Annotated in this window: 15 protein-coding genes; 7 read left to right on the plus strand and 8 right to left on the minus strand. The window is 72.3% G+C overall.

Annotated features, from left to right (window positions below):
• Positions 1-73: 73 nt before the first annotated feature.
• Together miaB and HBO46_RS17590 are read right to left on the minus strand one after the other, a co-directional pair.
• The gene (gene miaB, locus HBO46_RS17585) at positions 74-1561 is read right to left on the minus strand and encodes a tRNA (N6-isopentenyl adenosine(37)-C2)-methylthiotransferase MiaB (RefSeq protein ID WP_166134027.1); all 1488 of its coding nucleotides are present in this window, start codon (positions 1559-1561) and stop codon (positions 74-76) included.
• Positions 1562-1742: 181 nt separating this feature from the next.
• Positions 1743-2042, minus strand: coding sequence for a hypothetical protein (locus tag HBO46_RS17590; RefSeq protein ID WP_166134029.1), 300 nt, complete (start codon positions 2040-2042; stop codon positions 1743-1745).
• 153 nt (positions 2043-2195) lie between these two features.
• On the opposite strand from HBO46_RS17590, the gene HBO46_RS17595 reads away from it, so the two are divergent.
• The 4 genes from HBO46_RS17595 (at position 2196) to HBO46_RS17610 (ending at position 5475) form a co-directional block, all read left to right on the plus strand.
• On the plus strand, positions 2196-2936 hold the full coding sequence (locus tag HBO46_RS17595) for an amino acid ABC transporter ATP-binding protein (protein ID WP_166134031.1): 741 nt from the start codon (positions 2196-2198) through the stop codon (positions 2934-2936).
• 10 nt (positions 2937-2946) lie between these two features.
• Positions 2947-3849, plus strand: a complete 903-nt coding sequence (locus tag HBO46_RS17600) for a glutamate ABC transporter substrate-binding protein (protein ID WP_166134033.1) — start codon at positions 2947-2949, stop codon at positions 3847-3849.
• A gap of 71 nt (positions 3850-3920) precedes the next feature.
• Positions 3921-4607: an amino acid ABC transporter permease gene (locus tag HBO46_RS17605; protein WP_166134035.1), complete on the plus strand. Its 687-nt coding sequence runs from the start codon at positions 3921-3923 to the stop codon at positions 4605-4607.
• A gap of 1 nt (position 4608) precedes the next feature.
• Positions 4609-5475, plus strand: coding sequence for an amino acid ABC transporter permease (locus tag HBO46_RS17610; RefSeq protein ID WP_166134037.1), 867 nt, complete (start codon positions 4609-4611; stop codon positions 5473-5475).
• Between the two features lie 7 nt (positions 5476-5482).
• Here HBO46_RS17610 and HBO46_RS17615 read toward each other — a convergent pair whose 3' ends face one another.
• Positions 5483-5947 carry a hotdog fold domain-containing protein gene (locus HBO46_RS17615; RefSeq protein ID WP_166134039.1) on the minus strand — a complete coding sequence of 155 codons (465 nt, stop codon included), beginning with the start codon at positions 5945-5947 and terminating at the stop codon, positions 5483-5485.
• 105 nt (positions 5948-6052) lie between these two features.
• Between HBO46_RS17615 and HBO46_RS17620 the strand changes: the two genes are divergently transcribed.
• The gene (locus HBO46_RS17620; protein WP_166134041.1) at positions 6053-7144 is read left to right on the plus strand and encodes a TIGR03857 family LLM class F420-dependent oxidoreductase; all 1092 of its coding nucleotides are present in this window, start codon (positions 6053-6055) and stop codon (positions 7142-7144) included.
• The gene (locus HBO46_RS17625) at positions 7141-8205 is read left to right on the plus strand and encodes a phosphotransferase family protein (RefSeq protein WP_166134043.1); all 1065 of its coding nucleotides are present in this window, start codon (positions 7141-7143) and stop codon (positions 8203-8205) included. Before HBO46_RS17620 ends, HBO46_RS17625 begins: the two co-directional genes overlap by 4 nt.
• A gap of 86 nt (positions 8206-8291) precedes the next feature.
• Here HBO46_RS17625 and HBO46_RS17630 read toward each other — a convergent pair whose 3' ends face one another.
• Positions 8292-8723, minus strand: coding sequence for a VOC family protein (locus HBO46_RS17630; RefSeq protein ID WP_224769209.1), 432 nt, complete (start codon positions 8721-8723; stop codon positions 8292-8294).
• A complete protein-coding gene (locus HBO46_RS17635; protein ID WP_166134045.1) occupies positions 8720-9538 on the minus strand; it encodes a trans-aconitate 2-methyltransferase in 819 nt (272 codons plus the stop codon). The genes HBO46_RS17630 and HBO46_RS17635 overlap by 4 nt, the downstream gene beginning before the upstream one ends.
• A 113-nt stretch (positions 9539-9651) precedes the next feature.
• Between HBO46_RS17635 and HBO46_RS17640 the strand changes: the two genes are divergently transcribed.
• Positions 9652-10137, plus strand: a complete 486-nt coding sequence (locus HBO46_RS17640) for a MarR family winged helix-turn-helix transcriptional regulator (protein ID WP_166134046.1) — start codon at positions 9652-9654, stop codon at positions 10135-10137.
• A gap of 15 nt (positions 10138-10152) precedes the next feature.
• On the opposite strand, the gene HBO46_RS17645 is transcribed toward HBO46_RS17640, so the two are convergent.
• From HBO46_RS17645 to rsmA, 3 genes are read right to left on the minus strand one after another with little or no spacing between them, the layout of a single operon-like run.
• Positions 10153-11958, minus strand: a complete 1806-nt coding sequence (locus HBO46_RS17645; RefSeq protein WP_166134047.1) for an ABC-F family ATP-binding cassette domain-containing protein — start codon at positions 11956-11958, stop codon at positions 10153-10155.
• Positions 11955-12878: a 4-(cytidine 5'-diphospho)-2-C-methyl-D-erythritol kinase gene (locus HBO46_RS17650; protein WP_166134048.1), complete on the minus strand. Its 924-nt coding sequence runs from the start codon at positions 12876-12878 to the stop codon at positions 11955-11957. Before HBO46_RS17650 ends, HBO46_RS17645 begins: the two co-directional genes overlap by 4 nt.
• Positions 12875-13759 (minus strand): 16S rRNA (adenine(1518)-N(6)/adenine(1519)-N(6))-dimethyltransferase RsmA, encoded by an 885-nt coding sequence (gene rsmA, locus HBO46_RS17655; protein WP_166134049.1) that lies wholly within the window; start codon positions 13757-13759, stop codon positions 12875-12877. Before rsmA ends, HBO46_RS17650 begins: the two co-directional genes overlap by 4 nt.
• Between the last annotated feature and the right edge of the window lie 23 nt (positions 13760-13782).

Consider the following 13782-nt stretch of genomic DNA (forward strand, 5'->3'; position numbering starts at 1 on the left):
GCACCGGAGCCCCTCTCGACCTGGTCGAGGGGGGCTCCGGTGTCTGCGGGGTGGGTCCGGCTTCCGCGGCCGGTCAGACGCCGCAGGCGGGCGCGTCCGGCAGCGGGGCCGGGACACCGATCGTGGGCATGCCCAGAGCGACACCGGACTGCTGCGGCGCGGCGGTGCGCGCCTCCCAGGCGTCGCCCGAGCGCGTGCGTCGTACGCCGAGGACCGGGCCGTCGGCGACCAGGTGGTGCGGGGCGGCGTAGGTGACCTCGACGGTGACCATGTCCCCGGGGCGCACGGAGTCGGCGTCCACGCGGGAGAAGTCGGCCGCGAAGTGCACGAGCCGGTTGTCCGGCGCCCGGCCGGACAGCCGCGCGGTGGCGGCGTCCTTGCGGCCCTCACCCTCGGCGACCATCAGCTCGACGGTGCGCCCGACGATCCTCTTGTTCTCCTCCCACGCGACCTCGTTGACCAGGTCGGCCAGGCGGAGGTAGCGGTCCTTGACCACGTCGGCCGGCACCTGGTCGGGCAGGTCGGCGGCGGGGGTGCTGGGGCGCTTGGAGTACTGGAAGGTGAAGGCGCTGGAGAAGCGCGACTCGCGCACCACCCGCATCGTCTCGAGGAAGTCCTCCTCGGTCTCGCCGGGGAAGCCGACGATGATGTCGGTGGTGATCGCGGCGTCCGGCATCGCGGCGCGGACCCGCTCGATGATGCCGAGGAACTTCGAGGAGCGGTAGGAGCGGCGCATCGCGCGCAGCAGCCGGTCGGAGCCGGACTGCAGCGGCATGTGCAGGCTCGGCATCACGTTCGGCGTCTCGGCCATGGCCTCGATGACGTCGTCGGTGAACTCCGCCGGGTGCGGGCTGGTGAAGCGCACCCGCTCCAGGCCCTCGATCTCGCCGCACGCGCGCAGCAGCTTGGAGAAGGCCTGACGGTCGCCGAACTCCACGCCGTACGCGTTGACGTTCTGGCCCAGCAGGGTGATCTCGCTGACGCCCTCGGCGACGAGCGCGCGGACCTCGGCGAGGATGTCGCCGGGGCGGCGGTCCTTCTCCTTGCCGCGCAGCGCCGGGACGATGCAGAAGGTGCAGGTGTTGTTGCAGCCGACCGAGATCGACACCCAGGCGGCGTACGCCGACTCGCGCTTGGTGGGCAGCGTCGAGGGGAACACGTCGAGGCTCTCCAGGATCTCGACCTGGGCCTCCTCCTGCACGCGCGCCCGCTCCAGCAGCACCGGCAGCGAGCCGATGTTGTGAGTGCCGAAGACGACGTCGACGTACGGCGCCCGCTCGGTGATCGTGGAGCGGTCCTTCTGCGCCAGGCAGCCGCCGACGGCGATCTGCATGCCCGGGTTGGCGGCCTTGATCGGCGCGAGGTGGGAGAGGTTGCCGTAGAGCTTGTTGTCCGCGTTCTCGCGCACGGCGCAGGTGTTGAACACGACCACGTCGGCCTGCTCGCCGGCCGGCGAGGGCAGGTAGCCTGAGTCCTCCAGCAGCCCGGTCAGGCGCTCGGAGTCGTGGACGTTCATCTGGCACCCGTAGGTGCGGACCTCGTACGTGCGCGCGTTGCTCATAACCGCTCAAGCCTACGAGCGCCGCCGCCGCTTCGGCGAACTCCGAGGCACCTACTACTGGTAGGCGCGGCGCTGGCGCAGGGCATGTAATGCGGGGTTACTGACGCTGCACCCACCGCATACGGCGTGTGCAGCGTCGATAACCCCGCGTTACAGCTGGTTGCTCGCGCCCGCACCCGGCTCAGCCGGCGTACACCGACCCGTCGAAGTTCAGCAGCCCGGCGGACTCCAGCGCGAGAGCGGTCTCGCTGTTGTCGTCGCCGTCCGCGTGGGTCTCGATGTCGAGGGCGACGACGTCGGCGAGCGGGAGCATGTGGGTCTGGGCGGTCTTGATCCCCATGCCCGCCCGGTCGGTCGGCACGCCGTCCTCGAGGAAGAGAAAGCCGTCGCGGATGCCCAGGAACCGCGCGTACTCGTGGACCTCGCGGGTGCCGTCGGCGCGCCGTACGGACAGGGTGCTGAAGGCATCGTGGGTGCTCACTGGGATATCCTCCCCGAACCGCGGTAGAACGCAGCCGACGACACCGACGAGTGGACCGGACCGCCCCGCGATCAGGTCACAGTTCGGACACACCTACCCACCTACCCGATCCTCGGGGGTTCACCCCTCCCCCGGCTGGGCACGGAGGAAAACATGAGTGAACCCCTGGTGGTGCTGGACCACGTCGACAAGTGGTTCGGCAACCTCCATGTCCTGCAGGACATCGAGCTGTCGATCGGCAAGGGCGAGGTCGTCGTCGTCATCGGCCCCTCCGGGTCGGGCAAGTCGACGCTGTGCCGCACGATCAACCGCCTCGAGACCATCGACAAGGGCACGATCAGCCTCGACGGCCAGGAGCTGCCCCAGGAGGGCAAGGGCCTCGCGGCGCTGCGCGCCGACGTCGGGATGGTCTTCCAGAGCTTCAACCTGTTCGCACACAAGACGATCCTCGAGAACGTCACCCTCGGCCCCATCAAGGTCCGCAAGCAGTCCAAGGCCGACGCCGAGAAGCGCGCCCGCGAGCTCCTCGAGCGCGTCGGCGTCGCACACCAGGCCGACAAGTACCCCGCGCAGCTCTCCGGCGGTCAGCAGCAGCGCGTCGCGATCGCGCGCGCGCTGGCGATGGACCCGAAGGTGATGCTCTTCGACGAGCCGACCTCGGCGCTCGACCCGGAGATGATCTCGGAGGTCCTCGAGGTCATGGTCGATCTGGCCAAGCGCGGCATGACCATGGTCGTGGTCACCCACGAGATGGGTTTCGCCCGCACAGCAGCCGACCGGGTGGTCTTCATGTCCGACGGCGCGATCGTCGAGGAGAACACTCCCGACGAGTTCTTCACCAACCCGAAGAGCGATCGGGCCAAGGACTTCCTCGGCAAGATCCTCAAGCACTGAAGGAGACAGCATGCGACCTCGCCCGACCCTCCGTAGGTTCACGGCAGCGGCAGCCACCGCGGTCCTGGCCACGTCCCTCGCGGCCTGCGGCAACGCCGGCAACGACGACACCGACACCCGCGACGTCGACGTCGCGGAGAACGCCGCCGACGAGTTCGAGGACGGCACGCGGATGAAGGAGCTCGCCGAGGACGGCAAGATCACCATCGGCGTCAAGTACGACCAGCCCGGCCTGGGCTTCAAGGGCGCCACCGACGACATGCCGAAGGGCTTCGACCCGGAGATCGGCAAGATCCTCGCGGGCTCGCTCGGCATCGCGCCGGAGGACATCACGTGGAAGGAGACCATCTCCGACAACCGTGAGCCGTTCCTCGAGGAGGGCGAGGTCGACCTCGTCATCGCGACGTACTCGATCACCGACGACCGCCGCAAGGTCGTCGGCCAGGCCGGCCCGTACTACGTGACCGGCCAGCAGCTCCTGGTCCGCGCCGACAACGACGAGATCAACGGCGTCGAGGACATCAAGGGCATGGAGGTCTGCTCGGTCACCGGCTCGACCTCGCTCGAGAACGTCAAGAAGGAGGGTGCCAAGCCCCGCGGCTTCGACACCTACTCCGAGTGCGTGGACCAGGTCCTGGACGGCACCGTCGACGCGATGACCACCGACGGCTCGATCCTGCTCGGGTACGCCGCCGAGCAGCCCGACGAGCTCAAGGTCGTCGGCGAGCCGTTCTCCGAGGAGCGCTACGGCATCGGCTACTCCAAGGACCGCCCCGAGATGTGCCAGTGGATCAACGACACGCTGAAGACGTCCTTCGAGGACGGCTCGTGGGAGGAGGCGTTCGACATCACCCTGGGTGAGTCCGGCGCCGACGCCCCCGAGCAGCCCGAGCTCGACGACTGCCAGTCCTGAGCTCCGTACGCCACTGACCGGCGGGGGCCCTCTCGGGCTCCCGCCGGTCCTTCACGGAAGGGGACACGCCTGTGGAGGCGGTCTTCTCGAACTTCGACGAGTACCTCAAGGCGTTCGGCGTCACCCTCGCGCTGTTCATCGTCTCGGGGCTTGCCTCGCTCGTGCTCGGGCTCATCCTCGCCGCGCTGCGAGTGGGGCCGGTCAGCGTCATGCGCCGCGCCGCCGGCCTCTACGTGACCATCTTCCGCAACACGCCGCTGCTGATGATCTTCGTCTTCATGGCGGCCGCGATGCCCAAGCTCGGCTACAACTTCAAGTGGGTCGAGAACATCGAGATCGCCGGGTGGAGCGTGTCGGCGTTCTTCGTGCGTTCCACCATCGCGCTGACGCTCTACACCTCCGCCTTCGTCTGCGAGGCGTTCCGCTCCGGGGTCAACTCCGTCGACGTCGGCCAGGCCGAGGCATCTCGCGCCATCGGCCTCACCTTCCTCCAGAGCATGCGCTACGTCGTGCTCCCCCAGGCGCTGCGCGCCGTCGTACCCCCGCTGACCAGCGTGCAGGTGGCGCTGATCAAGAACACCTCCGTCGCCGCGGCGTTCGGCATGGCCGAGGCGACCGCCACCATGCGCTCGTTCACCAACGACTACGGCAGCCAGCGCCCGGAGATCTTCCTGCTCTTCGCGATCGGCTACATCATCATCGTCGAAGTCGTCGCCCTGTCCTCCTATGCCCTCGAGCGCAAGTGGAAGGTGGCCTGAGATGAGCGGCAACGTCCTCTACGACGCCCCTGGCCCGCGCACCATCGCGCGCCACCGTCTCTACTCGGTGCTGACCTGGCTGTCGCTCGTCGCCGTGATCGGCTTCTTCGTGTGGCGGATGCAGGACACCGGCCAGCTGGAGTACGACAAGTGGGAGGTCTTCCTCACCCCGTCGTACATCGAGGTCATCCTGCAGGGCCTGCTCGACACCCTCCTGATGGCCTTCGGTGCCATCATCTTCGCCGTCGTGTTCGGCCTGATCTTCGGCGTCGGCAAGCTCTCCGAGCACGCCTGGCTGCGCTGGCCCTCCTGGCTGGTCGTGGAGTTCTTCCGCGCGGTGCCGGTGCTGATGCTGATGATCTTCCTCTTCTACCTGCTGGCCGTCGGGGACGGCCCACTGTCGCCGATGTGGTGCGTGATCATCGCGCTGACGCTCTACAACGGCTCCGTGCTCGCCGAGGTCTTCCGCGCCGGCGTGAACGCCGTCCCGCGCGGACAGGTCGAGGCGGCGTACGCGCTGGGCATGCGCAAGACCCAGGTGATGGTGCAGATCCAGCTGCCGCAGGCGGTCAAGATGATGCTCCCGGCCCTGATCAGCCAGTGCGTGGTCGCGCTCAAGGACACCAGCCTGGGTTCCTACATCCTCGCGCCCGGTCTCACGTTCGTGTACAAGCAGGTCACGCTGGACTTCAAGAACCAGGTGCCGACCGCACTGGTCATCGCCGCGATCTACATCCTGGTCAACCTGGTGCTGACGGCCATTGCGACGGTGCTCCAGCGCCGGCTCGTCGGCGAGCGCAAGATGCTCGACGTGCCGATGGTCGCCGGGGTGGGAGTGTCGGGCACCGACGGCGGGCGGGCCGTCTAGCCCCCCGTTAGCGCCGCGGCGTCACCCAGAGCCGGATGACGCCCTCGATCACCACGGTGCCGTCGGCGAGCTCCCCACGGACCCGGACCGGAAGGTCCGGGTCCGTGCCGCTCCACTGGGCCGGGTCGGTCTCGGCGATGCAGGTGACGTCGCCGGTCGCCTTCGCGGTGTAGCTGACCTCCATCCCCTTCGGGATCCAGCGCCGGTCCGCCGGCACGCTCGCCTCCGCCAGTGCGCCCATCGCCGCCTCGAGGCCGTTGCACAGCGCGATCGCGTGCACGGTCCCGAGGTGGTTGTGCACCCGGCGCCGGCTGCGGACCACCAGCTCGGCGCGGTTCGGCTCCAGCACGGTGAACCGGGGGCGCACGCTCGCGAAGTAGGGCGCCTTCTGGGCGAACAGGATCGAGAAGACGCGGGCGCCGACCCTCGGGACGGCGTTGGTCTTCTGCCACATCGTGAGGACCTGAGTCATGGGCGGCACATTACCGAGCGGTAACTTGCGCCACAAGCACCACAAGCGCCGACTCGGCGTACTGACACGCGTCAAGAGGGCGGGCGCGCTGCTAGCGTCCGCGACGTGACCCACGCCACATCGCACGCGCCACTGCCGGAGATCGGCTGCTACGGGCTGGCGGGGCACACCTCCTCCCCCGCCGACCTCCTGGAGGAGGTCCGCCTGGCCGAGCGGCTGGGCATCGGAGCGGTCTTCCTCTCCGAGCGGTTCAACCTCAAGGACGCCGGCGTGCTGGCCGGGGCCGCGGTGGCCGCCTCCGAGCGGATCGGGATCGGCACCGCCGCGACCAACCACAACACCCGGCACCCGCTGGTCACCGCCACGATGGCCACGACGCTGCACCGGATGAGCCACGGGCGCTACGCCCTCGGCCTCGGACGCGGCTTCGACCTGCTCTTCGACGTCATGGGCCTGCCCCGCGTGACCAGCGCCCAGCTCGCCGACGCGATCGGGATCTACCGGCGACTGTGGCGCGGCGAGGCGTTCGGGCACGACGGTCCGGCCGGCCGCTTCCCCTACCTCTCCCAGGACTCGTCCTTCGACGAGGACGTCCCCGTGCTGATGACCGCCATCGGCCCGAGGTCGCTCGCGCTCGCCGGTCGGGTCGCCGACGGCGTCGTGCTGCACACCTTCCTCACCGACGAGACCCTGGCCCGCTCGGTCGCCACCGTGCGGCGCGCGGCCGAGGAGGCCGGACGCGACCCGGCCGCGGTGCGCGTCTGGGCGGTGCTCGCGACCGTCCCCGATCCCGTCACCGACGAGCAGCGGTTGCGCCGCCTGGTCGGTCGCCTCGCCACCTACCTCCAGGGGTACGGCGAGGTGCTGGTCAGCGCGAACGGCTGGGACCCCGAGGTGCTGCGCCGCTTCCGCGAGGACCCGCTGGTGAGCGGGTACGCCGGGGCGTTCGACGCGGTCGGCACCGTGGACGAGCTCGGCCGGCTGGCCGAGCTGCTGCCGGCGGAGTGGCTGCCCGCGGCGTACGGCTCGCCCGCGCAGTGCGCCGCCCGGGTCGGCGACCAGCTCGACGCGGGCGCCGACAGCGTGATCCTGCACGGCGCCACCCCGGCCGAGCTGGCGCCGGTGCTGGACGCCTGGCGGACGGTGCGCCCCGACGGGCTGGACGCGCTGCCGCGCAACCCCGGGTGGCTGCGATGAGCACCACGACCGTCGCCACCACGCCGGAGGAGCTGAGCCCGCAGTGGCTCTCGGAGGCCCTGGGCGGCCGCATCGACACCGTGGTCGCCGAGCCGGTCGGGACCGGCCAGATGGCCACCTGCTTCCGGCTGCGGCTCACCGGACCGGACGTCGGCGCGCGCGTCCCCGGCGTACTGCTCGCCAAGCTGCCCGCTGCCGACCCCGCCGCCCGGGCGATGGTGGCCGGCGCCTACCGCTGCGAGCTGCGGTTCTACGCCGAGATCGCCCCGACCGTGGCGGTGCGCGTGCCGCGGGTGCACCACGCCGCCTGGAGCGGCGACGGCGCGGACTTCACCCTGCTGCTGGAGGACCTCGCGCCGCGGGTGCAGGGCGACCAGGTCGCCGGGTGCTCGCCGGCCCAGGCGCACGACGCGGTGGTCAACCTCGCCGGGCTGCACGGGCCGCGCTGGTGCGACCCGACGCTGCTCGCGATCGAGGGCCTGGACCGCAGCGGTCCCGAGGGCGCCGCGCTGCTGGCGGAGCTCTACGGGCCCGCGACCGAGATCTTCCTGGCCGGGCTGGGCGACCTCGTCGATCCCGCCGACGCCGCGACCCTGGCGGCCTGCGTGCCGCTGTGCGAGCGCTGGGTCCTGGCCCGCGGCGAGCGGTTCGGCCTGGTGCACGGCGACTACCGCCTCGACAACCTGATGTTCGCGCCCGACGGCGCCGCCGGCTGCGTGGCGCTGGACTGGCAGACCCTGTCGCTGGCGCTGCCGGCCCGCGACCTGGCGTACTTCCTCGGCACCGGTCTCTCCGTCGCCGACCGCCGCACCCACGAGCGCGACCTGGTCGGCGCCTGGCACACCGCGCTGGTGGGGCACGGGGTCGGCGGCTACACCGGGCGCGAGGCGTGGGAGGACTACCGCTTCGCGATGCTCCAGGGGCCGCTGGTGTCGGTGTTCGGGTGCGCCTACGGCGCCCGCAGCGAGCGCGGCGATCGGATGTTCGCCGCCATGGTCGCGCGCTCCTGCGCGGCGATCCGGGACCTGGGGGTCCTCTCATTCGTCGCCGGGGACTGCTAGCGTAGGCCGCGGCCCCTCGGGCGTAGCTCCCCCCGCTTCGCTCGAGGGGCCCCTGTCTTCTCGCGGGGCCTCTCGTCCGGCCTGTCTCAGTGTCGCGCAGCGGCCTCGGCCAGCAGCTCCACCCGGTTGCCGTGCCCGTCGCGGACATGCAACCGCTCGTAGCCGGCGAAGGTGTGCCGCTCGCGGTGGTCGACCTCGAAGCCGAGCGTCTCCAGTCGCGCGCCGGTCGCCTCGAGCGCGGCCAGGTCGGCCAGCAGCAGCGCGGGGTGCGCGCGCCGGGCAGACACGAACGGGTCCTCCACGCCGACGTGGATCTCGGCGACGATCGCGCCGCCCCCGTCGTGCGAGCGGAACCAGGCGCCGCCGCGCGGGCGCAGCGCCGGCGGCTTCTCCACCTCGGCCAGCCCCAGTCCCTCGGCCCAGAACCGCCGGGCCAGACCCTCCCCGCCGGGCGGGCAGGAGAGCTGCACGTGGTGCAGGCGCAGCGCGGCCTCGCCCCGCGCCCCGGCGGGCGTCACGATCCCTCCCCGCGCCGGGCGACCACGAAGACCCTGCGAAACGGCAGCACCACGCCGTACGACGTGGCGGGGTACGCCGCGGCGAGGCGGCGGCGCAACTCCTCCTCGAAGGACGCGCGCAGTCGCGGGGACGCCGCCTCGAGTGCCTCCAGGGTCGGGCGCGCCCCGGTCCCGGAGATCCAGCCCAGCACCGGGTCCGGGCCCTGCAGCACGTGCAAGTAGGTCGTCTCCCAGGCATCGACCGCGCAGCCGAGGCCGGCCAGCGCCGCGAGGTAGACCGCCGGGTCGTGGGCGTCCGGTTCCGCCGCGCCGGCGGTGTGGGCGGCGTACGGCTCCTGCGCGGCGAGCTCGCGGCGCAGCGCGTGGCTGGGCTCGGCGAAGTTGCCCGGCACCTGGAAGGCCAGCCAGCCACCCGGCCGGACCGCCTCGAGCAGCCGGGCCAGCAGGGACAGGTGGCCGGGCACCCACTGCAGCACCGCGTTGGCCACCAGCACGTCCACCGGCGCCGCCGGCACCCACGAGCGCAGGTCCCCCAGCTCGACCGTCAGGCCGGGATGGTCGGCGCGGGCCCGCTCCACCATCTCCGGGCTCGCGTCGACGCCGAGCACGTCGGCCTGCGGCCAGCGGGCCGCCAGCAGCACGGTGAGGTGGCCCGGACCGCAGCCGAGGTCGACCACCCGCTGCGGCGCAGTGGCGCCGACGCGCGCCATCAGGTCGAGGAACGGGCGCCCGCGCTCGTCGCCGTAGGCGAGATAACGCTCGGGGTCCCAAGCGAACGGGTGGAACGGGTCACGCGGGGTGGACGGCACGCTCATCGAAGCCTCCCGGGTCACAAACCTCCCGAAGTCTCTTGACGTCGAGGTAATTCCACCCTGCTCCCAGAGTCTCTCGATGTCAAGATTCTCGACCGGGGCGCTACCATGACGCCATGCGGGACGAGGTCGACGAGCTGGTCGAGGCCTGGGGACGCGAGCGCGCCGACCTGGACCTGGCCCCCGTCGCCGTCTTCAGCCGGATCTCGCGCCTCGCGCGCCACCTCGACCTGGCCCGCCGTACGGCGTTCATCCAGCACGGCATCGAGGCATGGGAGTTCGACGTCCTGGCCGCGCTGCGCCGCGCCGGTACGCCGTACGAGCTCTCCCCCGGTCGGCTGCTGCGCGAGACGCTGGTGACCAGCGGGACGATGACCAACCGGGTCGACCGGCTCGCGGCGCGCGGCTTCGTCGAGCGGCTGCCCGACCCGCACGACCGCCGCGGGGTGCTGGTGCGCCTCACCGCCGACGGCAAGCGGGCGGTGGACAGCGCGTTCACCGAGCTGCTCGAGGCCGAGGCCGGCATCCTCGCCGACCTCGACACCGACCAGCAGGCTCAGCTGGCCTCGCTGCTGCGCACCCTGCTGGTGCCGTTCAGCTGACGCCCCCGGCTCGGCTCAGCCGAGCTGCTCGGAGGCCTCGAGCCACTCCAGCTCGAGGGCGTCCCTCTCCTCTGCGAGCGCCGACCGCTGCTTGCCCAGGTCGGCGAGCAGAGCGTAGTCCTCGAGGTTGGCGGCCATCTTCTCCTCCAGCACCGCCTCCTGCTCCGCGATCTTCGCGAGCCGCTTCTCCACCCGCGCCAGGGCCTTGCGCGCCGTACGCTCCTCGGCGGAGCCGGAGCGGGCCTTGGTGGACCCACCCGCGGTCGGTACGGCGGGGGCCGCGGCAGCCGCGGCGAGAGCGGCGTCCTCGGCGGCCAGCGCGGCCTCGCGGCGCTCGAGGTACTCCTCCACCCCGCGCGGCAGCATCGAGACGGTGCCGTCGCCGAGCAGCGCCCAGATCGAGTCGGTGACCCGCTCCAGGAAGTACCGGTCGTGGGAGACCACGATCAGGGTGCCGGGCCAGCGGTCGAGGAAGTCCTCGAGCACGTTGAGGGTGTCGATGTCGAGGTCGTTGGTCGGCTCGTCGAGCAGCAGCACGTTGGGCTCGTCGAGCAGCAGCATCAGCAGCTGGAAGCGGCGGCGCTCGCCACCGGAGAGGTCGCCGATGCGCGCGGTCAGCCGGTCGCCGGTGAAGCCGAAGCGCTCCAGCATCGAGGTCGCGGTGATCTCGCCGCCGTCGGTGGTGCGGGTCAGCTGCCGCACCCGCTCCACGGTCGGCAGCACCCGCGCGGTCGGGTCGAGGTGGTCGAGCTGCTGGGTCAGGTGTCGCAGCGCCACCGTGCGGCCGGTCTTCACCTTGCCGGCGCTCGGCTCCAGGTCGCCGGCGAGCAGCGAGAGCAGGGAGGTCTTGCCGGCGCCGTTGACCCCGACGATGCCGATCCGGTCGCCGGGACCGATGCGCCAGGTCGCGTGGTGCAGCAGCTGCCGCTCGCCGCGGAACAGGTCGACGTCCTCGACGTCGAGCACGTCCTTGCCGAGGCGCTGGGCGGCGAACTTCTGCAGCTCGAGCCGGTCGCGCGGCGGCGGCACGTCCTCGATCAGGGCGTTGGCGGCGTCGATGCGGAACTTCGGCTTCGAGGTGCGCGCCGGGGCGCCGCGGCGCAGCCAGGCGAGCTCCTTGCGGACCAGGTTCTGCCGGCGCACCTCGGAGGCCGCGGACTGGCGCTGCCGCTCGGCCTTGGCGAGCACGAACGCGGCGTACCCGCCCTCGTAGGCGTCGACGGCGCCGTCGTGGACCTCCCAGGTCCACTGGCACACCGCGTCGAGGAACCACCGGTCGTGGGTGACCACGACGAGCGCGGAGGGCCGGGCGGCGACGTGGGCGGCCAGCCAGGCGACCGCCTCGACGTCGAGGTGGTTGGTGGGCTCGTCGAGCACGAGCAGGTCGTGGTCGCCGATCAGCAGCGCGGCCAGCGAGCAGCGGCGCCGCTCGCCGCCGGAGAGCCCGACGACGGGACGGTCGAGCTCGATCCCGGCCAGCAGCACCTCCACGACCTCGCGGGTGCGCGGGTCGGCGGCCCACTCGTGGTCGGCGAGCCCGGCGAGCACGGCCTCGCGCACGGTGTGCTCGTCGGAGAGCTCGTCGCCCTGGTGCAGGTAGCCGATCAGCAGCCCGCGGGTGCGCGACACGCGCCCGCTGTCGGGCTCCTCGATGCCGGTCATCACCTCGAGCAGCGTGGTCTTGCCGTCGCCGTTGCGTCCGACGATGCCGATCCGCTCCCCCGCGCCGATGCCGAGGGACACCTCGCTCAGCAGCGGGCGGACGCCGTAGGACTTCGAGACGCGCTCGAGGTTGATCAGGTTGTTCGGGGCGGTGCTCACGCGTACTCCACGAGGTGGGCTCCCGAGACCGCGCCGTTGGCGACGAGGACTGTCGGGTGCGGGGGGTCGCCGGGATCGCCGGCGTCGAGGGCCGCGGCGAGCTCACGGGCGTGGTCGCCGTCGCGGCAGAGGAACAGGCAGGTGGGGCCCGAGCCGGAGAGCAGCCCGCGCAGCGCGCCGGCCTCCTCGCCCCGGGCGATCAGGTCGCCGAGCTCGGGTCGCAGGTCGAGCGCGGGGGCCTGCAGGTCGTTGTGCAGGGCGGCGGCCAGCGCGTCGGCGTCGCCGGCGGCCAGGGCGGCCAGCAGCGCGTCGGCGCTGCGCGGCTCGGGGTCGGCGTCGGGGAACATCGCGTCGTAGTGGCGGTAGACCGCGGGGGTGGACAGCCCCTCGGCCGAGGGCACCGCCACCCACCACCAGGTGCCGGCGTCGGGGACCCGCTCGACGACCTCGCCGCGTCCGGTGCCCAGCGCGGTGCCGCCCACCAGGGCGAACGGCACGTCGCTGCCGAGCTCGGCGGCCAGGCGCAGCAGGTCCTCGTCGGTGGTCTGGGTGCCCCAGAGCCGGTCCAGTGCGACCAGGGCGGCGGCGGCGTCCGCGGAGCCGCCGGCCATTCCGCCGGCGACCGGGATCGCCTTGGCGACGTACGCCGCCCCGCGACGCGGTACGCCGTGGTGCGCAGCGAGCAGGTCGGCCGCGCGGGTGACGATGTTGTCGGCCACCGACGGCAGCTCGACGCCCGCCATCCAGTCGGCGACCGCGACCTCGACCGACCAGTCGTCGGCCTCGCGCACGGTGACGTCGTCGTGCAGGCCCACGGCCTGGTAGACGGTCACCAGCGGGTGGAAGCCGTCCCCGCGCGGGGCACCGACGCCGAGGTGCAGGTTGATCTTCGCGGGGGCACGGACGGTGCGCTCGCTCATCCGCGCTCCTCGCGGCGCCCGGCGACGATGCCCTCGGTGAGGGCCACGAACTGCTCGATGCCCAGCGACTCGCCACGGGCCAACGGGTCGATGCCGGCGGCCGCGAGCGCGGCGTCGAGGACCGCAGCGGAGCCGGCGAGCGGCTTGAGCACGCCGCGCAGGGCCTTGCGGCGCTGGGCGAAGGCGGCGTCGACGACGGCGAAGACCTCCTCGCGCGTCGCGGTGGTGGTCGGCGGCTCCCGGCGGGTCCAGGCCACCAGCCCGGAGTCGACGTTGGGGGCCGGCCAGAAGACGTTGCGCCCGATCGAGCCGGCGCGGCGCACGTCGGCGTACCAGGCCGCCTTGACCGACGGGACGCCGTACACCTTGGAGCCGGGGCGGGCGGCCAGCCGGTCGGCGACCTCGGCCTGCACCATCACCAGGCCGCGCTCGAGGCTGGGCAGCAGCTCGAGCAGGTGCAGCAGCACCGGCACCGAGACGTTGTAGGGCAGGTTCGCGACCAGCGCGGTCGGGGCCGGGCCGGGGACCTCGGTGACCCGCATCGCGTCGCCGAGGACCAGCTCGAAGCGGTCGGCCTGGGCGGGCGCGTGCTCGGCGATGGTCTGCGGCAGCCGGGCGGCGAGGACGGGGTCCAGCTCGATGGCGGTCACCCGGCCGGCGACCTCGAGCAGCGCCAGGGTGAGCGAGCCGAGGCCGGGGCCGACCTCGACCACGACGTCGTTCTCGCCGATCCGCGACTCGCGCACGATGCGACGCACCGTGTTGGCGTCGATCACGAAGTTCTGGCCGCGCTGCTTGGTGGGGCGCAGGTCGAGCTCGGCCGCGAGCTGACGCACCTCCGCCGGTCCGAGGAGCTTCGGACCGGCGGAGGTGTCAGACATGGGCGCCAGCGTAGTCAGCGTGA

The sequence above is a fragment of the Nocardioides ochotonae genome, from assembly GCF_011420305.2.
In the GTDB taxonomy this organism is placed as follows: Bacteria; Actinomycetota; Actinomycetes; order Propionibacteriales; family Nocardioidaceae; genus Nocardioides; species Nocardioides ochotonae.